Origin of the sequence: Massilia sp. S19_KUP03_FR1 (genome assembly GCF_036688685.1) — a bacterium.
Classification (GTDB): Bacteria; Pseudomonadota; Gammaproteobacteria; order Burkholderiales; family Burkholderiaceae_D; genus JALYUM01.
Window position 1 is genome coordinate 125,366 of the sequence record NZ_JAQQPS010000011.1, and the last position, 24,696, is coordinate 150,061.

General features: G+C 63.1%; 25 protein-coding genes and 2 pseudogenes. 15 read left to right on the forward strand and 12 right to left on the reverse strand.

Annotated features, from left to right (window positions below):
* Positions 1 to 137: 137 nt before the first annotated feature.
* The gene (locus V6M87_RS14005; RefSeq protein WP_332877255.1) at positions 138 to 1,097 is read left to right on the forward strand and encodes a DMT family transporter; all 960 of its coding nucleotides are present in this window, start codon (positions 138 to 140) and stop codon (positions 1,095 to 1,097) included.
* On the opposite strand, the gene V6M87_RS14010 is transcribed toward V6M87_RS14005, so the two are convergent.
* Entirely contained in the window at positions 1,009 to 1,833 is an 825-nt protein-coding gene (locus V6M87_RS14010; protein WP_332877256.1) for a helix-turn-helix domain-containing protein, read from the reverse strand. The genes V6M87_RS14005 and V6M87_RS14010 overlap by 89 nt on opposite strands.
* A gap of 186 nt (positions 1,834 to 2,019) precedes the next feature.
* Between V6M87_RS14010 and V6M87_RS14015 the strand changes: the two genes are divergently transcribed.
* From V6M87_RS14015 to V6M87_RS14030, 4 genes are read left to right on the forward strand one after another with little or no spacing between them, the layout of a single operon-like run.
* Positions 2,020 to 2,640, forward strand: coding sequence for a paraquat-inducible protein A (locus tag V6M87_RS14015; protein WP_332877257.1), 621 nt, complete (start codon positions 2,020 to 2,022; stop codon positions 2,638 to 2,640).
* Positions 2,637 to 3,260, forward strand: a complete 624-nt coding sequence (locus tag V6M87_RS14020; protein ID WP_332877258.1) for a paraquat-inducible protein A — start codon at positions 2,637 to 2,639, stop codon at positions 3,258 to 3,260. The genes V6M87_RS14015 and V6M87_RS14020 overlap by 4 nt, the downstream gene beginning before the upstream one ends.
* Complete coding sequence (locus tag V6M87_RS14025) at positions 3,257 to 4,978, forward strand: PqiB family protein (protein WP_332877259.1); 1,722 nt, start codon at positions 3,257 to 3,259, stop codon at positions 4,976 to 4,978. The genes V6M87_RS14020 and V6M87_RS14025 overlap by 4 nt, the downstream gene beginning before the upstream one ends.
* On the forward strand, positions 4,975 to 5,577 hold the full coding sequence (locus tag V6M87_RS14030) for a PqiC family protein (RefSeq protein WP_332877260.1): 603 nt from the start codon (positions 4,975 to 4,977) through the stop codon (positions 5,575 to 5,577). Before V6M87_RS14025 ends, V6M87_RS14030 begins: the two co-directional genes overlap by 4 nt.
* Here the strand turns inward: V6M87_RS14030 and V6M87_RS14035 are convergent.
* Positions 5,564 to 7,003 (reverse strand): aldehyde dehydrogenase family protein, encoded by a 1,440-nt coding sequence (locus V6M87_RS14035; RefSeq protein WP_332877261.1) that lies wholly within the window; start codon positions 7,001 to 7,003, stop codon positions 5,564 to 5,566. The two genes, V6M87_RS14030 and V6M87_RS14035, sit on opposite strands and share 14 nt — an antisense overlap.
* A 742-nt stretch (positions 7,004 to 7,745) precedes the next feature.
* On the opposite strand from V6M87_RS14035, the gene V6M87_RS14040 reads away from it, so the two are divergent.
* From V6M87_RS14040 to V6M87_RS14050, 3 genes are all read left to right on the forward strand, one after another.
* Positions 7,746 to 9,149, forward strand: coding sequence for a transcriptional regulator (locus V6M87_RS14040; RefSeq protein ID WP_332877262.1), 1,404 nt, complete (start codon positions 7,746 to 7,748; stop codon positions 9,147 to 9,149).
* A gap of 90 nt (positions 9,150 to 9,239) precedes the next feature.
* A complete protein-coding gene (locus V6M87_RS14045; RefSeq protein ID WP_332877263.1) occupies positions 9,240 to 9,776 on the forward strand; it encodes a YggT family protein in 537 nt (178 codons plus the stop codon).
* Positions 9,773 to 10,084: a DUF167 domain-containing protein gene (locus V6M87_RS14050; protein WP_332877264.1), complete on the forward strand. Its 312-nt coding sequence runs from the start codon at positions 9,773 to 9,775 to the stop codon at positions 10,082 to 10,084. The genes V6M87_RS14045 and V6M87_RS14050 overlap by 4 nt, the downstream gene beginning before the upstream one ends.
* On the opposite strand, the gene V6M87_RS14055 is transcribed toward V6M87_RS14050, so the two are convergent.
* The 9 genes and pseudogenes from V6M87_RS14055 to V6M87_RS14095 form a co-directional block, all read right to left on the reverse strand.
* Positions 10,072 to 11,010 carry a carbohydrate kinase family protein gene (locus V6M87_RS14055; RefSeq protein WP_332877265.1) on the reverse strand — a complete coding sequence of 313 codons (939 nt, stop codon included), beginning with the start codon at positions 11,008 to 11,010 and terminating at the stop codon, positions 10,072 to 10,074. The genes V6M87_RS14050 and V6M87_RS14055 overlap by 13 nt on opposite strands.
* A gap of 12 nt (positions 11,011 to 11,022) precedes the next feature.
* Positions 11,023 to 12,228 carry a DUF3426 domain-containing protein gene (locus V6M87_RS14060; RefSeq protein WP_332877338.1) on the reverse strand — a complete coding sequence of 402 codons (1,206 nt, stop codon included), beginning with the start codon at positions 12,226 to 12,228 and terminating at the stop codon, positions 11,023 to 11,025.
* A gap of 63 nt (positions 12,229 to 12,291) precedes the next feature.
* Positions 12,292 to 12,405 (reverse strand): annotated as a pseudogene (locus tag V6M87_RS14065) (MJ0042-type zinc finger domain-containing protein); the annotation flags it as partial.
* A complete protein-coding gene (gene prmA, locus V6M87_RS14070; RefSeq protein WP_332877266.1) occupies positions 12,362 to 13,303 on the reverse strand; it encodes a 50S ribosomal protein L11 methyltransferase in 942 nt (313 codons plus the stop codon). The pseudogene V6M87_RS14065 and the gene prmA, both read right to left, overlap by 44 nt.
* Entirely contained in the window at positions 13,300 to 14,688 is a 1,389-nt protein-coding gene (accC, locus tag V6M87_RS14075; protein WP_332877267.1) for an acetyl-CoA carboxylase biotin carboxylase subunit, read from the reverse strand. Before accC ends, prmA begins: the two co-directional genes overlap by 4 nt.
* A gap of 102 nt (positions 14,689 to 14,790) precedes the next feature.
* Positions 14,791 to 15,246: an acetyl-CoA carboxylase biotin carboxyl carrier protein gene (gene accB / locus V6M87_RS14080; protein WP_332877268.1), complete on the reverse strand. Its 456-nt coding sequence runs from the start codon at positions 15,244 to 15,246 to the stop codon at positions 14,791 to 14,793.
* 83 nt (positions 15,247 to 15,329) lie between these two features.
* Positions 15,330 to 15,767, reverse strand: coding sequence for a type II 3-dehydroquinate dehydratase (aroQ, locus tag V6M87_RS14085; RefSeq protein WP_332877339.1), 438 nt, complete (start codon positions 15,765 to 15,767; stop codon positions 15,330 to 15,332).
* Between the two features lie 96 nt (positions 15,768 to 15,863).
* A complete protein-coding gene (locus tag V6M87_RS14090; RefSeq protein ID WP_332877269.1) occupies positions 15,864 to 16,433 on the reverse strand; it encodes a TlpA family protein disulfide reductase in 570 nt (189 codons plus the stop codon).
* Positions 16,430 to 17,086: a hypothetical protein gene (locus V6M87_RS14095; RefSeq protein ID WP_332877270.1), complete on the reverse strand. Its 657-nt coding sequence runs from the start codon at positions 17,084 to 17,086 to the stop codon at positions 16,430 to 16,432. Before V6M87_RS14095 ends, V6M87_RS14090 begins: the two co-directional genes overlap by 4 nt.
* Before the next feature lie 93 nt (positions 17,087 to 17,179).
* Here V6M87_RS14095 and mpl point away from each other — a divergent pair, with 93 nt between their 5' ends.
* The 7 genes and pseudogenes from mpl (at position 17,180) to mtgA (ending at position 24,276) form a co-directional block, all read left to right on the forward strand.
* The gene (gene mpl / locus V6M87_RS14100) at positions 17,180 to 18,547 is read left to right on the forward strand and encodes a UDP-N-acetylmuramate:L-alanyl-gamma-D-glutamyl-meso-diaminopimelate ligase (protein WP_332877271.1); all 1,368 of its coding nucleotides are present in this window, start codon (positions 17,180 to 17,182) and stop codon (positions 18,545 to 18,547) included.
* A complete protein-coding gene (locus tag V6M87_RS14105) occupies positions 18,544 to 19,125 on the forward strand; it encodes a YqiA/YcfP family alpha/beta fold hydrolase (protein ID WP_332877272.1) in 582 nt (193 codons plus the stop codon). Before mpl ends, V6M87_RS14105 begins: the two co-directional genes overlap by 4 nt.
* On the forward strand, positions 19,122 to 19,709 hold the full coding sequence (locus tag V6M87_RS14110; protein WP_332877273.1) for a chorismate--pyruvate lyase family protein: 588 nt from the start codon (positions 19,122 to 19,124) through the stop codon (positions 19,707 to 19,709). The genes V6M87_RS14105 and V6M87_RS14110 overlap by 4 nt, the downstream gene beginning before the upstream one ends.
* A 4-nt stretch (positions 19,710 to 19,713) precedes the next feature.
* A pseudogene (locus V6M87_RS14115) lies at positions 19,714 to 21,764 on the forward strand (ribonuclease catalytic domain-containing protein).
* 123 nt (positions 21,765 to 21,887) lie between these two features.
* Positions 21,888 to 22,766, forward strand: coding sequence for an energy transducer TonB family protein (locus V6M87_RS14120; protein ID WP_332877274.1), 879 nt, complete (start codon positions 21,888 to 21,890; stop codon positions 22,764 to 22,766).
* Positions 22,763 to 23,572 (forward strand): shikimate dehydrogenase, encoded by an 810-nt coding sequence (gene aroE, locus V6M87_RS14125; protein ID WP_332877275.1) that lies wholly within the window; start codon positions 22,763 to 22,765, stop codon positions 23,570 to 23,572. Before V6M87_RS14120 ends, aroE begins: the two co-directional genes overlap by 4 nt.
* Positions 23,569 to 24,276 (forward strand): monofunctional biosynthetic peptidoglycan transglycosylase, encoded by a 708-nt coding sequence (gene mtgA, locus V6M87_RS14130; RefSeq protein ID WP_332877276.1) that lies wholly within the window; start codon positions 23,569 to 23,571, stop codon positions 24,274 to 24,276. Before aroE ends, mtgA begins: the two co-directional genes overlap by 4 nt.
* Positions 24,277 to 24,354: 78 nt before the next feature.
* On the opposite strand, the gene V6M87_RS14135 is transcribed toward mtgA, so the two are convergent.
* Positions 24,355 to 24,693 (reverse strand): hypothetical protein, encoded by a 339-nt coding sequence (locus V6M87_RS14135; RefSeq protein ID WP_332877277.1) that lies wholly within the window; start codon positions 24,691 to 24,693, stop codon positions 24,355 to 24,357.
* Between the last annotated feature and the right edge of the window lie 3 nt (positions 24,694 to 24,696).

A 24,696-nucleotide genomic window follows, 5' to 3' on the forward strand; every position in this document is an offset into this window, starting at 1 on the left:
GATCGAAGAAGCACGATTGAAGGCTGAGCATCGCCGCGCGCCGCTGGGCCCGTGCGCCAACCCTTGCGGTTGGCGAACATCCCGCCTCGCAAGATCGTACAAGACCGGCGCACCGCATCGCTTCACGATGTGAGCTTATGAAAACCCAATCACCCTCGACTCTCCTCGGTCACCTGCAAGTGGTCATGGCCATGTGCATTGTCGGCAGCTCAGTCGTTGCCGGCAAATTCATCAGCATGGAACTCCCCGTCTTCGTGGCCTCCTTCGTACGTTTTTTGCTGGCGGCCATGGTCCTGCTGCCGCTGCACTACCGCAAAGCCGGTACCTGGGCGCGACCGGCCCGCGCCGACATGGTTCTGTTGACGCTGCAGGCCGTGTTCGGCGTCTTCCTGTTTTCGGTGTGCCTCCTGCTCGGCCTCGCGCGCAGCAGTGCTCTGCATGCCGGTCTGGTCATGGGCACGCTACCGGCCGTCAGCGCGCTGATGGCGGTGCTGCTGTTGCGCGAGCGCCTCGATGCGCGTTACATCGTCGGCATTGCGCTGGCGGTGGCGAGTAGCCTGGTGCTGGCGCTGGGTAGTCAGGCGGGTGGCCCGGGCGGGCTGCCTGGCATGCTGCTGATCCTGGGCGCGGTCGTTTGCGAAGCGCTGTTCTCCAGCCTTGGCAAGTTGGCCGGGCATAGCGTGGACCCGGTCACCATGGCCACCTCGATGGCAGTGCTGGGCACCGTGTTGTTCTTGCCCTGTGCGCTGTGGGAGGCGCGCACGCTCGACTTTGGCGCGGTGTCGATGCGGGCCTGGCTGTTCCTGTTGTACTACGCCCTCGTTGTTACCGTGCTCGGCTTCATCCTGTTCTACGCCGGCCTGGCGCGCATTTCTTCCGTCGCTGCCGGCATGCACATGGCGTGGGTGCCCCTGTCCGCCACGGTGGTCGCCGTGACCTTTCTCGGTGAGCCGTTCGGCCTGCACGAAGTGCTGGCGGCCGTGGCCATCGTCGCAGCGGTGCTGGTGGTCAGCGTCGGACGACCGCCTGGCGCTGCCGGACCGACCTTGCCAGCCGACCGGGAGTCAGGCCAAGAAAGCGACGGAAATGCCGCGTGAAGTGGGCCTGGTCGGTAAAGCCGGTGGCAAACGCCGTGTCGGCCAGCAAACTGCCAGCGGCGATCATGCGCTGGGCGCACTGCAGGCGACGATTCAGGTGGTAGGCATATGGCGCCATCCCGACCATGGCGCTGAAGCTGCGTACCAGGTGGAAGGTATCCATGTCGGCCACGCGCGCCAGTTCCGCCAGTGTCACGCTGCGCTCGCATACCGTGTCGAGCAGGTCGCGCACGCGCGCGATGGCGCTGGCCGACGCGCTGCTGTCGCTGGCGACGCCGCTGGCAAGCCGCCCCAGGCGTGCCAGCAACAAGGCGTGGGCGCACTCGCCGGCCATCGCATCGGTCCCCGCCGTGCTGGCATTGGCAAGCGCTGTGAAGTGCGACACGGCACAGGCGTCGTCGATGACGTGCTGCCGGAAAACGATGGGACTGGACCTCGTTTGCCTGCCCAGCGCCGTGCACAGCGCATCCGGTTCAAGGAACAAATTGGTGTAGGTCCAGCCCTGCGCATCGGCCTCGCTGCTGTGTACTTGCGCGGGATTCATGACGCACAGCTGACCCGGGCGTGCGGCCCAGCGCGTGCCTGCGCAGGCAAAGCGGTTCACGCCACGCTGGACCAGTCCGATGGAGTAGCCTTCGTGCATGTGGCGGGGGAACGCAAAGGCGCGAAACGTGCCCTGAATGAGCAAGTTGCCGGTGGTGTTGGGCAGCACCTCTGAGGTAATGCTTTCTTTCATGGTCATTGCGGCGCACCGGCCGGCTGCATGGTGCTAAATAAACAGGATAAAAACAGGATAAGCGGAAACGGCCCCGATTTGGTAAAGGTTTGTTCCGAGGCGACAATAATCCCCCAGTCCCTGTAGACTAGCTGACCATACTGCATGGCCGCGTGGGCGGCCACGACACCACCAGCAAAGCGCCTGATGACGATCTACCCCGACCTGGTGATATGTGAACATTGCGACGCCGTCTACCAGCGCCGGGATTTGGCCAAGGGCCAGGTGGCGTCCTGCACCACCTGCACGGCCATCGTCTACCAGGCCCATAACCTGAACGTGCACCAACGCCTGGCCCTGTCCGTCACCGCGGCGATCGTGTTTCTGATCGCCAATATCTGTCCGGTCATCACCATCAATCTGCACGGCCTGGAGAGCCACACGACCATGTGGCAGGCGGCCCTCGCGCTGGCGCAGGGCGATGCCGCCCCGATTGCTTTGCCGACCGCGGCCGTGGCCGTGCTGGTGCCGTTCCTGCAGATCGCGATCCTGATCTGGGTGCTGCTGTTCGCCCGCACCGGCCGGCGCGCGCCCGGCTTTGCGCCGGCCATGAAAATGCTGCATATTTTGCGGCCGTGGAGCATGGTGGAAGTGTGCATGCTGGGCATCCTGGTGGCTGTCATCAAGCTGTCGAGCCTGGTGCAGGTGGTCGCCGGCGCCGGGATCTGGGCCACGGCGGGGCTGATGATTCTGATGACGCTCATTGCCGGACGCGACGTCAGCCAGCTGTGGGGCTTGACGCAGCCGCCCGCAGCGGAGCAGCAATGAGCGGCGTCCCGCGCGCGCGCGCGCTCGGCCTCATCGCTTGCCACGTTTGCAATGCCGTGTGCGACGACATCCACGACGCCGGGCCACCGGCCTCGTGTCCGCGCTGCGGCAACCACCTGCACCGGCGCCGGCCCGACAGCCTGCGCCGCGCCACCGCCTACCTGATCGCAGCGCTGATTTTTTATATTCCTGCCAACCTGTATCCGGTGATGTACACCACCTTCCTCGGCAGCGGCTTCGGCAGCACCATCATGGAAGGCATCATCGACTTCTGGAATGGCGGCTCGTATGGCATCGCCCTGGTCATTTTTATTGCCAGTATCGGCGTGCCGTGCGTGAAATTTGCGATCCTGGGACTGCTGCTGGTCACCTGCAAGCGCAAGAGCCGGTGGGCGCGCAAGGAGAGGACGAAGCTGTATCACGTGGTCGAAATGATCGGTTACTGGTCTTTCCTCGACGTGCTGGTGGTGGCCGTGGTGGCGTCGCTGGTGGAGTTCGGGGCGCTGAGCACGACGCAGCCGCGCGTGGGGATCCTGTTTTTCGGTGCGGTGGTCATCCTGACCATGCTGTCGGCGATGAGTTTTGATGCAAGATTAATTTGGGATGATGACGACGCATGAAGCAAACAACTGAACAACAACCGGGCGAGCCGGCGCTGTCGACGCGCCGCTGGAATACCTGGCTGGTCTGGCTGCTGCCGGCCGTGGCGGCCCTGATCGGCCTGTCGCTGGTGGTGCACGCTTGGCTGGGGCAGGGGCCCGAGATCACGATCCACTTCAAGACTGCGGCCGGCCTGGAAGCGGGCAAAACGCGCGTCAAGTACAAGGACCTGACCATCGGCAGCGTCAAATCGGTGCGGCTGGCCGCCGACGGCTCGTATGTCGCGGTCGGCATTGCGCTGATCAAGACCGATATGGATTTCATCCGCGACGATACCAAATTCTGGGTGGTGCGGCCACGCATTTCCCTGGCGGGTATTTCCGGCATCGATACGCTGGTGTCGGGCGCGTATATTGCGGTCGATACCGGCAAGTCGGAGGAAACGACGAAAACCTTCAAGGGTCTCGAGGCGGCGCCGAACATCATCAGCGGCACGCCGGGGCGCTCGTTTAACCTGCGCACCCCCGACCTGGGCTCGCTCGACATCGGCTCGCCGATTTATTATCGCCGCGTCGAAGTGGGCCACGTGGCCTCGTACCGCCTCGACGCCGATGGCACGGCGGTCAGCGTGCAGCTGTTCGTCGATGCGCCGTACGACAAATTCGTCACCCAGGACACGCGCTTCTGGAGCGCCAGCGGCGTCGACCTCTCGCTGGGGGCCGACGGCCTCCAGCTCAAGACCCAGTCGATCGCAGCCGTCCTCGGTGGCGGCCTGGCCTTCGGCGCGCCCGATGCCAGCCGTGCGGCCATGGCAGCCAAGGACGCCACCTTCAGCCTGTTCAAGGACCAGGAAGCCGCCATGGCGCCGCCGGACGGCGAGGCGCTGCCGATCCAGCTGCGCTTCGAGCAGTCGCTGCGTGGCCTGTCGATCGGCGCGCCGGTCGAGTTTTCTGGCGTGCGGGTGGGCAAAGTGATCTCGATGGAGCTCGACTTCGACGCGGCGCGCGGGCGTTTCCCGACCATCGTCAACGTGGAGGTCTATCCGCAGCGGCTTGGCCGCGTGCTGGGCCAGATCGAACAACGCTACAGCGGTGACCTGATGGAGCGCTCCGCCCTGTTCCTGCAAAGCCTGGTGGAGAAGGGCATGCGCGCGCGCGCCAGGTCGGGCAACCTGTTGACCGGCCAGCTGTATATCTCGTTCGACGCCGTCCCGACTGCGAAAAAAGTCAGCTTCGATATCGCCGCGCGCCCGCTCGAATTACCCACCGCCGCCAGCGATGTCGACCGCATCCAGGAGCAGGCCGCCAACATCGTCGCCAAGATCGACCGCATCCCGCTCGACGACATCGGCAAGAAGCTCGATGCCTCGATCGGTAGCCTGGACAGCGCCCTCAAGCAGGTGCAGGGCACAACCCTGCCCGCAGCGAACCAGGCGATGAACAGCCTGAATGCGACGCTCACCCAGGTCGACAAAAAAGTGCTGCCGGAAGCGACCCAGACGCTGCAGCAGGCGCGCGCCACCCTGGGCGCCGCCAAAGGTATGGTGGCCGACGACGCCCCGCTGCAGCAAAACCTGAACCAGACCTTGCTCGAACTGCAGCGCAGCGCCCGTTCGCTGCGCACACTCACCGACCTGCTGGGCCGTGAACCGGAAGCCCTGATCCGCGGCCGCGCCAGGGTCGGCCCGTCCACGCCCTCTTCGACCCCCGTCCCGAACGCTTTGGAGCCAAGCCGATGACCCGTACTTTATCCCTCCTGACGATCGTGCTGGCGCTGGCTGGCTGCGCGTCCGACCCGGTCCACTACCACACGCTGTCGGCGCCGGCGGCCGCGCGCGCTGCCGGCCAAAGCGCACCGTTCGCCATCGACGTGCTGGCGGTCGGTATCCCGGCCCAGCTCGACCAGCAGCAACTGGTGGTGCGCCAGGGCGCCACCAGCCTGGTGGTGCAGGACGGCGAACGCTGGTCAGGACCGTATGCGGACGAGATCAGGAATGCCCTGGCGGCGCAGCTGGCCGCCAGCCTGAACGCGCAGGACATGTCGGGCTTGGGCCGCGTCGACGGGCAGCCGCTGCTGCGCATCCAGGTGCAGGTGCGCCGCTTCGATGCGTGGGTGGGCGAGAAGGTCAGCCTGGAGGCCACCTGGCGCCTGCACTTCGCCGACGCCGATGCCAAGGCGCGCCTGGTGTGCACCAGCCGCTTCGAGGCGCCGGCGCGCGGCGGTTATCCGGCGGTGGTGCAGGCCCAGCAGCTTGTGCTGGGCAAACTGGCGGCGGACATTGCCGCCGGCGCGCGCGCGTGGGATGGCGCGCAAACTGCCTGCATCAAAGGAATCTGAGCCCGGCCTTGACCAGTTTGCGCACCAGCGGCGCCGTGGCGCCGGCCTTGAACGCGGTGGCGGCGAACGAAAACCGGGTGCGCACGACGCCGCGCTCATGGCTGAATGCCTTGAAGCCGAAGTGGCCGTGCGCGTTGCCGATGCCGGAATTGTTGATGCCGCCGAACGGCAGGTTGCTGTTGAGGTACTGCATCAGCGCGTGGTTGATGCAGGCGCCGCCGGACGCTGTCTGCGCCAGCACCGCGTCGATGTGCGCCTCGGTGCGGCTATATAAATAGAGCGCGAGCGGCTTGGGGCCGGCGTTGATGTCGCGGATGACGGCGTCGAGGTCGGTGTACGCGATGACCGGCAGCAGCGGCCCGAAAATCTCCTCCTGCATGATGCGCGCGTCCGCTGGCACCTGGTCGAGCAGGGTCGGCTGGATGAAGCGGTCGGCCTCGATCACGCCGCCGCCCAGCGCAACGCGGGCGCCGCGGCTGGTCGCATCGTCGAGCAGCGCCGCGAGCCTGGCGGCGTGGCGCGGGTTGACGATCCGCCCGAAATCCGGGCTGGCCTGCTGCTGCGCCATGCTTGCACCATACGCCCGCTTCAGTTCGGCCGCGCAGCATGCCAGCCATGCCTCCTTGACGCTCGCATGCACGTAGACGTGGTCGGGTGCGATGCAGGTCTGGCCCGCGTTGGCGAATTTCGACCACATGATGTTCGATGCGGCCAGCGCCAGGTCGGCGCTGGCGTCGACGATGGTCGGGCTTTTGCCGCCCAGTTCCAGCGTGACGCTGGCCAGGTTCTTGGCCGCCGCCGCCATCACCAGTTTGCCGATCGCCGGACTGCCGGTGAAGAACACATGGTCGAAGGGCAGCACCTGCAATGCCTGGGCGACGCTGGCTTCGCCTTCAAAAACGGCCACTTCATCTTCCGCAAACACTTCGCGCACCACCTGGCCGATCAACTTCGAGGTGGCCGGTGTCAGCTCGGACGGTTTCACGATGGCCGTGTTGCCAGCCGCGATGGCCGAGATCAGTGGCCCGAGCGTGAGATTGAGCGGGTAATTGAACGGCCCGATGATCAGGCAGCGGCCGCGCGGCACATATTGAATGTGGCTGCGGGTACCCAGGGTGAGCAGCGTCGGCCACACCCGCTTCGGCTTCATCCATTTTTTCAGGTGGCGGATCGCCTCGTTCGCTTCCAGGCAGACCGGCAGGATTTCGGCCAGGTCGACTTCGCCCGGCGGCTTCCTGAAATCCTGCTGCGCGGCCACATACCAGTCGGCGGTGTGCGCGATGACGGCGTCGCGCAGGCGCCGGATTTTGGCAATGCGCTCGCGCGCGCTGGACGTGCGCAGGCGTTGTGCGGTGGCCGCCTGGCGCTCGAAGATGGCTTGCATGGCCGGGTCGGGTAGTGGGGGGAGGCGTTCGGGTGCGTTCATGGGGCAGATAGTAACGCAAGCGCGCCGGGGTTGATCGAAACTGTTTATGGCGATTCGGCGACAGTGACGGCGCGGTTTTTTCGCACGGCGCGCGTGCCGCAAAAAAAGCATCGACGCGCGCGCGTTGTGGGCGTATGTTGGCAGGTGTGAAAACGCAGCGCGGCTGTAGGTAAAGGCGCTATGGCCTGGGCTGCCGGTTGGTGGCAGGCGCAAAACGGCCACACTGTGCATCGCGCGCTGTCGTATTCCGTGTGCGCCACCACACCTTCGTGTGATAAAGAGTGCGAAAATAATGTATGCAGGTTGCGCAAGGACAAGGTTTTCGTGTACTTTACGTGATTAGATTTGTCAAAACGTGAACTTGGTGCTTTTGACCTTGTTCACTGGCAAAGAACCGATCGATATGGGACGCTGATTCAAGCCCTTATGCATTCACGCTTCGCGAAAAAAACAAGCCGCACTGCCTGACCAAATCTTCAGGCATGGCGGCTTTTTCTTTTCGCGCTTCGGGCGCGTGGTGGTGAAAACAGCGCGCATACGATTACACGCCGCCTGGCATTGGTGGCGTGGCTGAAGTGCTGCATTCGTGAGGAGTTGCAGCAGTTCAGCTGGGGCCGTATTCATTAGCATGAACATCCGCGATGCGTTTGTGCCGATGAATAAGTCGCCTGGACGGATGGCCGTTCAGGCGGGTTTAAATTTTGTAGCGCACATTTTTCATCGCAGATGAAGGAGAATTAACATGGCAACAGCCGCTAAAAAAACCACCGCAAAAGCTTCCACCGCGAAGCCTGCTGCGAAATCCACCGCCACCAAGGCGCCAGCGACCAAAGCCGCCGCCAAGCCTGCGACCAAAGCCGCAGCGCCGAAGACGGCTGCCAAGGCCCCAGTGAAAGCTGTCGCCAAAGCGCCGGTCAAAGCCGCCGCCAAAGCACCAGTGAAAGCGGCCAGCAAGTCGACCGCCAAGCCAGTGGCAAAAGCTGCATCGACCAAGGCCGCACCGAAGGCAGTCGCGAAAGCCGCGCCGAAGGCAGCAGCTAAGGCTGCACCGAAGGCAGTCGCTAAGGCTGCACCGAAGGCAGCAGCGAAAGCCGCACCGAAGGCAGCCGCCAAAGCCGCACCGAAGGCAGCAGCTAAGGCTGCACCGAAGGCAGCCGCCAAGTCGAGCGCCAAACCTGTCGCCGGCAAAGCCTCGGCCAAGCCAGCGACCAAGACCGTCGCCAAATCGACCGCCAAGCCAGTCGGCAAAGTGACGGCGAAGCCCGCTGCCAAATCGACCGCCAAGCCAGCTGCCAAAGCCTCGGCCAAGCCAGCTGTCAAAGCCACGGCCAAGCCAGTCGCTGCCAAGTCGACCGGCAAAGCTGCCACCAAGACCGTGAGCAAGCCAGCAGCGAAAAAGGCAGTTGCGAAGCCGGCAGCCAAGCCCGCAGTGAAAAAGGCAGCCGCCAAGCCAGCCGCGAAAAAAGCAGTTGCCAAGCCAGCTGCGAAAAAAGCAGCTGCAAAGCCAGCCGCGAAGCCTGCAGCCAAACCTGCGGCCAAGCCAGCAGCGAAAGCAGCCGCCAAACCTGCAGCAAAAGCAGCCGCCAAGCCAGCCGCCAAGGTAGCAAGCAAGCCAGCCGCCAAGGTAGCAAGCAAGCCAGCCGCCAAGGTAGCAAGCAAGCCAGCCGCCAAAGCACCGGTGACCAAGGCCGCCGCGACCAAAACCACGGCGCCGGCGAAAGCGGCAGCCAAGTCGACGCCAGTTGCCAAGCCAGCGACGAAGCCGGCCACCAAGGTAGCGGCGAAGCCGGCAGCCAAGCCAGCAAGCAAGGTCGCGACCAAACCGGCGGCTGCGCCATCGACGGCCACACCCAGCGTCGCCGCAAAAGCGGCTACCACGGTAACTGCCACGCCGGCGGTGACCACTGCGGCTCCGGCTGCATCGACGGCAACCCAGGCACCGGCCAAACCGGTCGCCAAAAAGGCAGAAGCGAAGAAACCGGCAGCCAAGCCGGCGGTCGAAAAAGCCGCCGAGCCAAAACCGGCAACGGTGCCGGCAAGCACTGCAGCGGCAGCCGACAAGCCAGCCGCCGCACCGGCAGCATCGGCCAAAACCGTGCTGGCGCCGGCCGCTGCATGGCCATTCCCGACCAGTAGCCGTCCGTAAGCCTGACCTTTGTAACACTACCCTGTCGTTGTTTCAGGCAGAATACCGCTGTGTGACTTTCACACAGCGGTTTTTTTTTGAGGAGTTGCCGTGCTTTTTTTGACCATTCTCCAGTACATCATCGACACCGCTGCGACGGTGATCGGCGGCGTGCTGCTGCTGCGTTTCTGGATGCAGGCGGTGCGGGTGCGTCCGCCCGGCGCCGTCGCGCAGTTCACGTTCACGCTGACCGACTGGCTGGTAAAACCGCTGCGCCGCATCATGCCTGGCCTTGGCGGCTATGACTGGGCCAGCCTGGTGGGCGCGTTCCTGATCGTGCTGCTTGCCAGTTCGCTGCTATTCGTGGTCGGCTACGACGTCCAGATGGTGCTGCTGCACGCGCTGCTGCGTTTCCTGAACTGGATCATTTACGGCTTCATGGCGCTGTTGATCATCGAGGCCATCTTCAGCTGGATCAATCCGAACGCGCCGCTTGCGCCCTTCGTGCATGCGCTTAACGAGCCGCTGCTGCGTCCCGTGCGCAAGGTGATACCGCCACTGGGTGGGCTGGATTTATCGGTGCTGGTGGTGCTGGTGCTGCTGCAGATCGCCCAGCTGGTGCTCAGCCGGGTGTTTGTCGCACCTTGAGCAAGCCGTGGTGTTCAGCGCTGGCCGGGGGCGGGGTGCGCATCGCGGTCCAGATCGCGCCGAACGCCAAACGCACCGAGGTGCTGGGGGTGTTCGACGATGCCCTTAAAATCAAGCTGCAGGCGCAACCCATCGAGGGCAAGGCCAACGAGGCGCTGGTCAAATACATCGCCGGCGCACTGAAGGTCTCACGCAGCAGTGTGGTCATCACGCATGGCCACACGAATAAACGCAAACTGCTGGAAGTCGACGCCAGGAGCCTGGCGCCGGAAGCGGTGGAACGCTTGCTGTTGCCTCAGAACCTGTAGCCGAACGCCGTTTCGAAACGTTGCGCGATCTGCTCTTTGGTCGCTACGTGGTTCTGGCCGCCCTGATGCGCAATTTTCATTGCGCCCATCAGGCTGGCCAGGCGGCCGGTGGTCGGCCAGTCGAAGCCATTGACGATCCCGAACAGCAGGCCAGCGCGGTAGGCGTCACCGCAGCCGGTCGGATCGACCACGGCGTCGGCCTGCACGCACGGAATGTCGTGGCGCTCGCCTTTGGCGTAGATTTCCGAACCCTTGTCGCCGCGCGTGATGATCAGCGCCTCCAGGCGGCCCGCGATCTCGTCCTGAGTCCAGCCAGTGCGCTCCATCACCATCTCGAATTCGTAATCGTTGGCGGCCAGGTAGGTGGCCTGACCGATGAAGGTGCGCAGCTCTTCGCCATTGAACATCGGCAGCTGCTGGCCCGGGTCGAACATCACCGGCACACCCAGCGCAGCCAGGTCGGCGGCGTGCTTGATCATGCCGTCCCGGCCATCCGGGGCAATGATCGCCACGCGCAGCGCACCCATGTCGGCGGCATTGTTCTCGTGCGAGAACTGCATCGCGCCCGGGTGGAAGGCGTTGATCTGGTTGTTGTCGTCGTCGGCGGTGACGAAGCACTGGGCCGTGTAGGCATGTTCGATGGTGCGGATGGCGCGCGTCGAGATGCCGAAGCGGGCGAAGCGCTCGAGGTACTCGCCGCCGTCCTGGCCGAGCGTGGCCATGATCAAGGGGTCGCCGCCCAGCATGTTCAGGTTGTAGGCGATGTTGGCGGCGCAACCGCCGTATTCGGTGCGCAGCGTCGGCACCAGGAACGAGACGTTCACGCGGTGCAGCTGGTCGGCCATCAGGGTGTCGGCAAAGCGGCCGTGGTACTGCATGATTTTGTCGAACGCGAGCGATCCGCAGATCAGGGTGGTATTGGTCATCGGGGTACAGCCTTAAGGATAGAAGATGGCGATATGGTAGCCGGACGGTTTCAGCTCGCCGAGTTGAAACGACAGCTTGGCGGTTTGTTCGGTGTGCGCGGTAAAGCCGGCGGCGACGCTGGTGCCGTTGCCGAGATATTCATGCGGCGCGAAGACGCGCCGCACCAGCGGCTTGTCGTTGGCATCATGCAGTGTCAATTCCAGGCTGGGCCAGGCCTGCACCAGCATGCCCTGGTTGCGCAGCAGCGTGGTGTAGGTAAAGGCGCCGTTGCCCAGTGTTTGCAACTCGCCCGTTTCGATCGACAGCGTGTCGATCTGGGTCGGCAGGTTCACTTCGCAGCCGAAGGCGGCGCACAGGCTGACCGCCAGCGGGCGCAGCGAGGGATAGCTGGCCGCGATCACGTCGCGGCTTGAGACGAACAGCTGGGCAGCGAGCGCCACGGCCAGCAGCGCGCAGCCGCCGGCCATCAGGCGCGTGCGCAGACGGCCGCCTGCTTCCCTGGCGCGGCCCTGCTTGACGAAGGCTGGCTCGTCGTTTTCAACCGGGACCGGCTTCGGTTTCAGTTTTGGCAGCGACGCAGGCACGGTCAGTGCGCGTGACTTGCTCTTTTTGGTGCGATTGCGCGCCTGGATCGTGGCATCGGGCGAATACGGGATGCCGGCCGACTCGCGCGGCGCGGACGAGGGCATGCGCAGCAGCGAATTCTGTTCGGGCAGGGCGGCATAGCGTTCACCGGCCGGGTCGGAGCTGTCGTCCGGCTCTGGCTCCGGTTCTGGCACTGGCGCGGCGACCGGCGCGACGATAACCGGTTCCGGCATTGGCTCGGGTTCCGGTATCGGCTCTGGTTCTGGCTCAGGTACTGGTTCTGGCTCTGGCTCAGGTACTGGTTCAGGTTCTGGTACTGGTACTGGTACTGGCTCAGGCACCGGCTCTGGTGCTGGCACGGCGACTGGTTTGGGTGCCGGTGGCGCAACATCCAGGTCGAGCTTGGGCAGGGCCGCGGGCGGCGTCGGCGCCAGCCTGCCGGACGCCGAGACGGCGCGTGCCGTATACCCGGCGCGCGGACCGTTGCCGTATTCGAGGGGAGGCAGGTGTTGCGGCAGGACGTCGAATTCCGGCGCCGGTTCGAGGAAGTCAGGGTAAGCGGCGACCGGCGGGGCCGGTTCGGGCGCCACCGGTGCGATCGGCGCCACCGCGCCGGCAGCGTCCATGTCCATCAGCGCTGCATTGCCATCGAAAACCTGCTGGCAGGTCCCGCAGCGCACAATGCCACCCCGTAGCTTCAACTGGTCAGCAGCGACCCTGAAGGTGGTGTGACAGTGGGGGCAACGGGTGGCGAGCGCCATGGGATCAGGCAGTACGCGCGGCTGGCACGTCCTGGCCCAACTGGCCATGCAGCGCAACCCAGCCGTCCTGCTCGGCCCACACGCCCAGTTTGATGAACGGTGCGTACGCGGCAGCGACTTCTTCGGCCTGGCGTGCGAGCACACCGGACAGGATCAGGTAGCCGCCTGGCGCCACGCGGCCGGACAGCATCGGCGCCATCAACTTCAATGGGCTCGACAGGATGTTGGCGACGACGGTGTCAAACTTGCCGGTTGCATGCTGCGCTTTTTCGGACACGGCAAAGTTGTCCGGCAAATAAAAGTCGATTTCGCAGTGATTGCGCGCGGCATTGTCGCGCGCCGATTCGATCGCCTGCGGATCGATGTCAACGCCGGCCACGTCGCCTGCGCCCATCTTCCTGGCGACCATGGCCAGGATGCCGGAACCGCAACCATAATCGAGCACGGTTTTACCTGGCATCGGATGGGCTTCCAGCCACTCCATGCACAAGCGCGTGGTCGGATGGCTGCCGGTGCCGAATGCCAGGCCCGGATCGAGTTCCAGGATCAGCGCGTCAGGGTCCGGCGCTTCGTGCCAGCTCGGCACGACCCAGATGTTCTTGCCGATGTGGATAGGCGCGAACTGCGATTGGGTCAGGCGCACCCAGTCCTCGTCGCCCACAAAACGGGTTGTAAAGGCGGGGGCGGGCAGGCGGATGGACGCGGCAGCTTCGGCGACGATCGCGGCCTGGTCGGCATCGACGTCGGTCAGCGCCACCACGCGGCTGTGTTCCCACGCCGCTTCCTTCGGTTCCATGCCGGGCTCGCCAAACAGGGGCACCTCGGCGTCGGTGCCTTCATCGGCGTCTTCCACCGACACGGACAGCGCGCCCGACTCCATCAACGCGTCGGACAGGCTTTCCGCGTGTTCGCGTGCAATTTCAATGACAACTTCAGTCCAGCTCATGCGTCTGCCTTGTCGGAAGATTTACCGGTGATGCCCAATGCCGCATCCTTGGCCAGTTTCTGTTCCAGATAATGGATGTTGGTGCCGCCCTCGATAAAGCGGGCGTCGACCATCAGGTCACGGTGCAGCGGAATATTCGTCAGGATACCCTCGACCACCATCTCCGACAAAGCAATTTGCATGCGGCGGATCGCCTGTTCGCGCGTGGCGCCGTAAGCGATCACTTTGCCGATCATCGAATCGTAATGCGGCGGCACATAATAACCGGCGTAGGCATGCGAATCGACGCGGATGCCGGGACCGCCCGGCGTATGCCAGCCGGTGATGCGTCCTGGCGACGGCGTGAATTTATACGGGTCTTCGGCATTGATGCGGCATTCGACGGCGTGGCCCGACAACATGATGTCGCGCTGCTTGAAACGCAGTTTCTCGCCGCAGGCGATGCGGATCTGTTCCTGCACGATGTCGATCCCGGTGATCATTTCGGTGACCGGGTGCTCGACCTGTACGCGCGTATTCATTTCGATGAAATAGAACTCGCCGTTTTCGTACAGGAATTCAAAGGTGCCGGCGCCGCGGTAACCGATCTTGCGGCATGCTTCGGCACAACGGTCGCCGATTTTCTCGATGAGTTTGCGCGGAATGCCCGGCGCTGGCGCTTCTTCGATGACTTTCTGGTGGCGCCGCTGCATTGAGCAGTCGCGCTCGCCCAGCCAGACGGCATTTTTATGCTCGTCGGCGAGGATCTGGATTTCCACGTGGCGCGGATTTTCCAGGTACTTCTCCATATACACTTCCGGATTGCCAAAGGCGGTACCGGCTTCGGTCTTGGTCATCGCGACCGCATTCAACAAGGCCGCTTCGGTGTGCACCACGCGCATGCCGCGCCCGCCGCCGCCGCCGGCCGCCTTGATGATGACCGGATAGCCAACCTTGCGCGCGGTGGTGATGATCTCTTTCGGGTCATCCGTCAGGGCGCCTTCGGAACCGGGTACGCACGGCACGCCGGCCTTGATCATGGCCTGCTTGGCCGAGACTTTATCGCCCATCAGGCGAATCGAGTCGGAGCGCGGACCGATGAAGACAAAGCCGGATTTTTCCACGCGTTCGGCAAAATCGGCGTTCTCCGACAAGAAGCCATAACCCGGGTGGATCGCTTCGGCGTCGGTCACTTCAGCCGCACTGATAATGGCCGGCATGTTCAGGTAACTGAGGGTCGAGGATGCCGGGCCGATGCACACCGATTCGTCGGCCAGTTTCACGTATTTGGCGTCTTTGTCGGCTTCGGAGTGCACGACCACGGTTTTGATGCCCATTTCGCGGCAAGCACGCTGGATACGCAGCGCGATTTCACCACGATTGGCGATAAGGATTTTTTCAAACATGGTATGGGTATGTGGTGAAAGCCGGCGCGAACCGGGAACAGCATGCTAACGAGGCCGGACTTGCCGCGGCCGGGGCAGGCCGCGCAGGTCTATGTTGACTGATTAACCGATGATGAACAACGGCTGGCCGAATTCGACCGGCTGGCCGTTTTCCACCAAGATCTTGCTTACCACGCCGGAAACGTCCGAGTCGATTTCATTGAGCAGTTTCATCGCTTCGATGATGCACAAGGTATCGCCTTCCTTGACGCTGGAACCGACTTCGATGAACGCCGGCGAGCCTGGCGACGACGAACGGTAGAAGGTGCCGACCATCGGCGACTTCACCACGTGGCCAGTTGGCTCAGCCGGGATATCGATGACCGGGGCGGCTGGGGCAGGCGCGTGGCCGGGTGCGGCATATTGCTGCATGGATTGTGGCATCATCATCATCTGGCCTTGCGGCATGGCGGACGATTTGACGATGCGGACTTTGCTTTCGCCCTCGGTGACTTCGAGTTCAGCGATGTCCGACTCAGCGACGAGGTCGATCAAAGTCTTGAGTTTTCGTAAATCCATGTAAAACCCCTTGGAATTATTAGTTGTAAGTGAAAGGCGCAGAATGCCTGCGGATCGCACGCAATGCGTGAAGTTGTCTTAGATTAACGCGTTTTAAGCGCGAAGTCGATGGCCAGCCTGTATCCGTCAGCACCGAGGCCGCAAATGACCCCCTGGGCAATGCCTGAGAGATAAGAATGGTGGCGGAACGACTCGCGCTGGTGAACATTGGAAATGTGCACTTCCACGAAGGGAATCGCGACACCTGCCAGTGCGTCGCGCAGCGCCACGCTGGTATGGGTCAGGCCGCCCGGGTTGATGACGATAAACTCGACCCCTTCGGCACGGGCAGCATGGATGCGGTCGATCAACACGCCCTCATGGTTACTCTGAAAACAAGACAGCGTGCCGCCCGCCGCATCAGCCTGGGCTGTTGCGGCGCTCTCGATGTCGGCCAGGGTCGTGGCGCCGTACACCGCAGGCTCTCGGGTACCCAGCAAATTCAGATTGGGACCATTGAGGAGCAGGAGCTTTTTCACCATATTGAAGAGTCTGTTCTCGCGAAAGTTTGGCATTCTGCCGTCAACATCTCCCATTTGGCAAGAGATATTCGACCATATATTTCTTGTAAGAAATTATTACAGTGCCACGAGGTCCTTGCGCAGTTCGTCGAACTTGAGGATGCCGAGATAGGTCTTGACCACTTTGCCATCGGCGCCGATCAGCACCGTATAGGGCAGGCTGCCGTTGGCATTGCCGAACGCACGGGCCAGGTCGGTTGCGCCCATGCCGCCGACATAAATCGGATAGGCGATTTTATATTTGCTGGTGAATTCCAGGATATTCGTGGGCGTATCGATACCGATGCCGATCACATTGATGTTTTTTGCTTTCAGCTCGGTGGATAAACTGGACAGTTCGGGCATCTCTTTGACGCATGGCCCGCACCAGGGCGCCCAAAAATTGACCAGCACCGGCTTGCCCTTGAACTGGGCCAGCTGTTGCGGCTTGCCGCCGGCGTCGTTCAGCGACTGGGTCAGCAGCGCGGTAGCCGGGTCGGCCGGCACGGCAACGGCGACTGGCGCCGGCATCACGGGCGGTGCGGGCGCCGGCGCCGGCTCGACTTGCTTCTGGCAAGCCACCATTGCGCCGAGTCCGGCAAATCCGATTCCCACCATGACATAGCCCAGCAGCTTCTTGTTATTCATTCGTCTTGTTCCAAAGTTTGATCAGTTTGTAAAAGCGCGCGCAATGCGGCCGCATCGATGCGGGCCGGGCGGCCATCCGGACGCGCTTTTAATGCGCCCCGTAAATCGTTCAGGTCATACAGTTCGGCGTGCACGCCTTCTTTCATCCATAAAAAGCTGACGGTTTCCACCGGATCGAAACGGGCGCCCTTGAAATGCGGGGTGGTCGAGATATCGATGGTGACGTCGCGGCTGAGCAGGAAGATTTCGACATCCTTGGCGCTGTCGGCAAACAGCTGCAATTCGATGTCGTCATGCTGGCCCGCGCTGCCGGACAAGACCGCACCTGTTAAATAGGGCCGGAATTCGGCCAGCGCCTCCATCACCTGCAATGCGGCACTGCGCAGCTGCAGCAGCCGCCCGCGCTGTTCGGGGCCCTGGAACAATTCCTGGTACTTCAGCACTTCGGCTTCGACCTGGGTATTGTCGGGCAAGACGTTGGGGGGAACCCGGTCGGCGCCCAATACCTGGCGCGCGGCCTTGGCCTTGGCGGTGGCGTAATCGGCGCCGTCCTGCGCTACCAGGCGCGCGGCAATGACGGCGATGCGCGCGCGCAGTTGCGGCAAATCGGCGTGATCTGGATGCAAAGTAGGGATGGGTGATGAACGTGGCATGAATGGGATCATACCTTGGAACGGAAAACGTCTGCGCGTCGGGTAGAATCGCACATTCGACATTTTGTCTTTCCGCTTTCGACTCTACATTCCATGCATATTCATATTCTCGGTATCTGCGGCACGTTCATGGGCGGCCTGGCTGTTCTGGCCAAGGAAGCGGGCCACCGCGTCACCGGCTGCGACGCCAATGTCTATCCGCCGATGAGCACCCAGCTCGAAGCCCAGGGCATTGAATTGATCACCGGTTTTGGCCCCGAGCAGATACAGCTGAACCCTGATTTATATGTAATCGGAAATGTCGTCGCGCGCGGCAATCCGCTGGTCGAAGAAATCCTTAACCGCAGCCTGCCGTATACCTCCGGTCCGCAGTGGATTGGCGAGCATATCCTGCGCGATAAATGGGTCCTCGCCGTGGCCGGCACGCACGGTAAAACCACGACATCGGCCATGCTGGCGTGGATCCTGGAAGACGCGGGCTACGCGCCAGGCTTTTTGATTGGCGGCGTGCCCGTCAATTTCGGCATCTCGGCGCGTCTGTCGGGTGCCACGCCGTCCGATTTTTTCGTCATCGAAGCCGACGAATACGACACGGCGTTTTTCGACAAGCGCAGCAAATTCGTCCATTACCACGCCAAAACCGCGGTCATGAACAATCTGGAGTACGACCACGCCGACATTTTTCCGGACATCGGCGCCATCGAAACCCAGTTCCACCACCTGGTGCGCACCGTGCCCGGCATCGGCCGCCTGATCGTCAATGGCGACGAAGCCTCGCTCGCGCGCGTGTTAAAACGCGGTTGCTGGAGTGAAAAGGAAACTTTTGGCACGCTGGACGGTGTCACCTGGACCATGGTCGAGCATGCGGGCGGCCGTTTCGACGTCGTGTTCAATGGCGAACATGTCGCGACGGTCAACTGGGAACTGACCGGCAAGCACAATCGCACCAATGCGCTGGCCGCACTGGCGGCTGCGCGCCACGTCGGCGTGCCGGTGGCGCAGGGGGCCGAATCCTTGTCGCGTTTCCAGAACGTCAAGCGGCGCATGGAAGTGCGCGGCGTGGTCAACGACATCACCGTGTACGACGATTTCGCGCACCACCCGACCGCGATCGCCACCACCGTCGCCGGCCTGCGCCAGAAGCTCGGTAGCAAGGGCCGCATCCTGGCCGTGCTGGAGCCGCGCTCGAACACCATGAAACTGGGCGCCATGAAAGATGCGCTGCCAGGCAGCCTGAAGGATGCCGACCTGGTGTTTGGCTTCGGCAGCCAGCAGGTGCTGGGCTGGAGCCTGGCCGATGCCCTGAAACCGATGGGCGCCATCGCGCACAGTTTTGATCAGATCGACTACATGGTGAACGCCATCGTGCAAGCGGCGCAGCCGGGTGACCATATCCTGGTGATGAGCAATGGCGGCTTCGGCGGCGTGCACCAGAAGCTGTTGGCGGCGCTGGCAAAATGACCATTTTGTACTTGCACGGCTTTCGCTCGTCGCCGGCATCATACAAAGCGCGGGTAGTGACGCAGCGCATGGCCGTGCTCGGCCATGCAGCCGACCTGATCTGCCCGCAATTGCCGGCCTCGCCGCGCGCTGCGATGGCGCTGGCCCTGTCCCTGGTCAAGGATATACCGGCGGCCGAACTGGCCGTGATCGGCTCGTCGCTGGGCGGGTTTTACGCCACCTTTATTGCCGAGAAACTCGGTTGCCGCGCGGTGCTGGTCAATCCTTCGGTCGATCCCCTGAAAAATCTGGCGAACGCCGTCGGTATCACCACCGCGTGGCATTCCACGGAACCGTTCGAGTTCCGGCAGGAATACATCGGCGAGCTGGCAGATTTGAAAATTGCCCGCATTACCGATCCATCCCGCTATTTCCTGATCGCCGCCACGGGCGACGAAGTGCTCGATTACCGCGACATGACGGCGCATTATGGCGGTAGCCGCCAGCACGTGATTGCCGGCGGCGACCATGCGGTGTCGAATTTCGAGGTGTATGTCGACGACGTGCTGGGGTTCTGCGGTTTGGACGCCGGCAGGTGAGGGGCGCGTCCTTGCGCCGCGCGCGCTGGCTGGCGCGCGCCCAGGCCACTGGCGCCAGCGCAGCCATGCAGGCGTGGCTGGCGTCGCCCGGCTCGCTGACCGCGCGCCTGGTGGCGCACAGCGCGGCGTTTCGGGTGCAGCGCCTGCACCAGGCGCGCGCCATGTGCCTGGCCGACGAGGCCGCAGCGCTCGGCTTGACGGCGCCGGCGCGCGTGTGGGAGCGCGAAGTGTTGCTGCGCTGCGACGGCAAGCCGGTGGTGTTTGCGCACACGGTGGTGTCGCCGGGCAGCACCGCCGCCGACTGGCCGCTGTTTTCCGCGCTGGGCGAGAAATCGCTCGGCAGCACCCTGTTTTACGATCCGCTGGTCACGCGCGGACAACTTGAATTTGCCCGCATCCGCGCCGGCCACCCCCTGATGCAGCGCGCCCGCGCGGCGCTGGGAGGTGACGCCGGCGCCGACGCTATTTATTATGCACGGCGCTGCCTGTACCGGCGCCGTCAGGGATGGCTGCTGGTGACCGAGGTATTTTTGCCTGCGGTACGCAACTTGTCAGCCTCTGCAACCTTCACGAACGCGAACTAACACAATGAATTTATTTTTCGAAGAATCCGGCGACTTCAAAGTGGGCACCGTGCTGTCGCAAGCCGGCGAGGCCTATCAGGTCGACATGCCAAGCGGCAAACGCACCAAGGTCAAGGTCAAGGACGTGCTGTTGCAGTACGAGAAGCCGGCCCCGGCCGAATTGCTGGAGTCCGCGAAAAGCACCGCGCTGGACATCGACCTGGAATTTTTGTGGGAAGTGGCGGGACAGGAAGAGTTCGGTTTCACCGAGCTGGGCGCCGAATACTTCGGCCACACGCCTTTGCCGAGCGAAGCGGCCGGCCTGATCCTGGCGCTGCACAGCGCGCCCATCTATTTCTACAAGAAAGGCCGTGGGCGCTATAAGGCCGCGCCGGAACAATCCTTGCGCGCGGCCCAGGCCGGCATTGAAAAGAAAAAGCAGCAGGGCCTCATCCAGCAAGGCTACGTCGATGCCTTGAAAGCCGGGACCTTGCCGGACGCGCTGGCGCCGCTGGTGCAGCAACTGTTGTTTAAACCAGACAAGAACACCATCGAATACAAGGCGCTGGAAACGGCCGCCGACGAATTGCAGACCACGGCGCCGCGCCTGATGCTGGCCACTGGCGGTTTCAGTTCGCCGAAAGCATTGCACATGGCGCGCTTCCTGTTTGATAACTTCCCGAAAGGCGCCGGCTTCGCACCGGTGGCTGTCCCGGCTGCGCCGACCAATTTGCCACTGGCCAAGGTTGCCGCGTTTTCCATCGATGACGTGACCACCACCGAGATCGACGATGCCTTCTCGGTCGAGCAACTCGATGACGGCAATGTGCGCGTCGGCATCCACATTGCCGCGCCGGGACTGGCCGTGCGGCCCGACGACGCCATCGACAAGATCGCCCGTGCACGCATGTCGACCGTCTACATGCCGGGCGACAAAATCACCATGCTGCCGGATGAAGTCGTCAATGCCTTCACCCTGGCGGAGGGCAAGAATTGCCCGGCGGTGTCGCTCTACGCAACGCTGAACCCGGCCGACTGGAGCGTGATCTCCACCACCACGCGCGCCGAACTGGTGCCCATTCAAAGCAATCTGCGCCACAACGACCTCGATGCGCTGGTCAACGAAGAAACCCTGGCCAGCGGAGAAGGCGAGTACCCGCACAAGAAAGAGCTCGGCATCATCTGGCAATGGGCGCTGCAGCTGGAAGCGGGCCGCATGGTCAAGCGCGAAGGGTTCGGCCTGAAGCCCGAGCAGAACAACCGCGTCGACTTCAATTTTTATGTCGATGACGACGTCGTCAGCGTAGTGGGGCCCCACCCCCACCGCTCGACAAGATTGTTGCCGAGCTGATGATTTTCGCGAACAGCACCTGGGGCAAGCTGCTGCACGACAGCGGCGTGCCGGGCATTTATCGCTCGCAAGGCGCCGGCAGCGGTGCCGGCTGGGCGGCAAAAATGCAGGTGCGCATGGTCACGCATGCAGCGCCGCACCAGGGCCTCGGCGTGGACCAATATGCCTGGAGTACGTCGCCGTTGCGCCGCTACACCGACCTGGTTAACCAGTGGCAAATCCTCGCCTGCGCCGAACATGGTGTCACTGCGCCACTGGTCGCGCCCTTCAAACCCCGCGATGCAACACTTTTTTCCATCGTTTCCGGTTTCGATGCGGCTTATGCGGCATACAACGATTTCCAGCAAACCATGGAACGCTACTGGTGCCTGCGCTGGCTGGGCCAGGAAAACGCCAAGACGGCCGACGCGGTCGTGCTCAAGGATGAAGTGCTGCGCCTGGTCGAGATTCCCTTGATCGTGCGCCTGGCCGGCATGCCGCCGGTGGCACGCGGCGCCCAGGTCAAACTGGACATCATCCGCTGGGACGAGCTCGACCTGACGCTGGAAGCGCGTCTGCTGGAGGTGATGCCGGCGGACGGTGCAGCCGCCGCGCCAGAGGAGGACGACGAAGGCGAAGATAGCGGACAAGCCGCCGTGGAAGAGGTCGTCGAAGCGGAGGGCCTGGTCACTGCTGTGATACCGGAAATTACGCCCGCGCCACCAGCGGCGCCGGCTTCTGCTTGATCCTTCGATAACACGGCGGCGGGCGAGGGCGCGTCGCTGTGTTGCTATGGGTCACATCGCGCCACCGCCGCCGCGTTTGGCGGGGTAGAATTCGCCATTCTTAGCTACTATCAAAGCTGCCGCGTGAAGTCCATCCCGTTGACTCCCCTGACCATTGCCGTCGCCGTTTCTGTCGCTGCCCATGCCGCGCTGCTGGCGGTGCATTTCGTCGCGCCGGACGCATTCAAACTCAATCCGGTCGATCCCGGCCTCGAAGTCATCCTCGTCAACGCCAAGCAGGCGCGCGCGCCGCTCAATGCTGACGCGCTGGCCCAGGCCGATCTCGACGGTGGCGGGAATGCCGATGCCGGTCGCGCCAAATCGCCCTTGCCGGACCTGCGCCGCATTGAAAACGGCGACAGCGTGAAAGCCTTGCAGCGCCGCATCACCGAGCTGCAGCAGCTGCAGGAGAATGTGCTGACCCAAGTCAAGGCGTCAAGCTTCAATGCCGCGCCGGTGCGCGAGAAGGACACGCCGGACCCGACCCGCACGGGCGACGACGCGATCGACACCACGAAAGCCATCGCGCGCCGCGCGGCCGAAATTACCGAGCGCATCGAAGACGAAAACAAGCGTCCCAAAAAGACCAGCATCACGCCGAGCACGCGCGCGGTCGGTTACGCGCTGTACTACAAGAACATGCAGAAGAAGGTCGAGGAAATTGGCACGCTGAATTTCCCGCAAAAGAACGGCAAAAAATTGTATGGCGAGCTGATCGTCTATATCCCGGTGTTCCAGGACGGCACGATTTACGAAAAAGAGGGTGCGCGCATCGAACGCAGCTCGGGTAACCCCGACCTCGACAAGGCTGCGCTGGCCATCGTGCGGCGCGCCGCACCGTTTGGCAAATTTCCGCCAAACATGCTGTCGAAAGACAAGGACGACCTGTGGGTGATCATCACCACCTTCAAATTCACGCGCGAGGAAAAGCTCGAGGCGCAACTGGGAGACGCGAAGCTGTGAACGACCGGTATTGCGTGATCGGCAACCCGATCGCGCACAGCAAATCCCCCGACATCCACGCTGCGTTTGCCGCGCAGACCGGGCAGGCCTTGACGTACCAGCGCGAGCTGGCGCCCTTGAATGGTTTCGAGGCGCACGTGCACGGCCTGCTGCGCGCCGGTTTTCGCGGCGCGAATGTCACCGTGCCTTTTAAACTCGATGCGGCGCGCATCGCGACGCGCCTGTCCGCGCGCGCGCGCGCGGCCGGGGCCGTGAACACGCTTAGCTTTGTCGATGGCGCCATCCTGGGCGACAACACCGACGGTCCCGGCTTGGTGGCCGACATCGTGCACAATGCCGGCGTCAGCCTGTCCGGCAAGCGCGTGCTGCTGCTGGGCGCGGGCGGTGCGGCGCGCGGCGTCGTGTTGCCGCTGCTGGAGGCGGGCGCGGCCAGCATCGTGGTGGCCAACCGCACGCGCGCCACCGCCGATGCGCTGGTGGCGACGTTTGCCGATGCGCGCGTGAGCGCGTGTGAATATGGCGACATTGTGCAAGCGTTCGATGTGATTGTGAACGCGACCTCGGCGAGTCTGTCCGGCGCCTTGCCGCCGGTACCGGCCGCCGCGTTTGCCGCCGCGACGCTGGCGCTGGACATGATGTACGCGGCGCAGCCAACCCCGTTCATGGCGTTCGCTGCCGGCCATGGCGCGCAGGTACGCGATGGACTCGGCATGCTGGTCGAGCAGGCTGCCGAAGCGTTCGCGCTGTGGCGCGGCGTGCGCCCGGACACCACCGATATCCTGCACCTGTTGCGCCATCCTGCATGAGCCGCGCACGCAAACCAGGCGGGCGCCGCTGGATCAAATGGCTTGTTATCGGCCCGCTGCTGGCCATCGTTCTGTTGCAGCTATATTTCTTCCTGATGGTGTGCTGGTACGCGCGGGTCAATCCCGACACCACCAGCATGCAGCGCCAGCAACTGGCCGAGCTGCGCAGCAAGAATCCAAACGCCAAACTGGTTCAGCAATGGGTGCCGTACGCCGCCATTTCCGACAATTTAAAACGCGCGGTGGTTGCATCGGAAGACGCAAATTTCACCGACCACGACGGCGTCGACTGGGACGCGCTGGAAAAAGCCTACACCCGCAACAACAAGAAGCATAAAGTGGTGGGTGGCGGCTCGACCATTACCCAGCAGCTGGCCAAGAACCTGTTCCTGTCCGGCTCGCGCAACTACCTGCGCAAGGGCCAGGAAATGATCATCGCGTTCATGCTCGAGACGGTGATGACCAAAGAGCGCATCCTTGAAATTTATCTGAACGTGGTGGAGATGGGGCGCGGGCGCTTCGGCGCCGAAGCGGCCGCGCGCTACTATTTCAATACCACCGCCGCGCGTTTGACGCCGGCGCAAGCGGCGCAGCTGGCGGTGATGCTGCCCAACCCGCGCTTTTACGACAAGCACAAGACGAATTATCTGGCGCGGCGAACGAGCCTGATTCAGCGGCGCATGAGTTCGGCGGAATTGCCTTAGTTCGTCATTCGTCGCCTGAGTCGGCTTACGCTGCTTGGCTATTTGCGCCTGTCCACGCGCAAGTGACCAGCGCCTGGCTTACTTTTGGCTGATGATGCGGCGGTACAGCAAGGATTGAAAATCCTGGTTGCTGCTGAAAACCATGTGCACCGTCACAACTTCATTGCGCTCATCGAGTTCATACAGAAACTTGGTGTGTGCTTCATGGGCGTACAGACGATAGTTCAGCTTGCCTACGGCGATGAGTTCCTGGATGACCACGCCCATCTTCGGTTGCGTTGCCAGCAAGGCCAGCTTGGCAACCAGCGCAGCATAGAATGCTTCGGCTTTGGCCTGGCCCCACTTTTCCATCACATACAGCGTTTTTTCGATGATTTCGTCCTGCGCGGTATGCAGAATATCAACCCGGAACGGCATGGT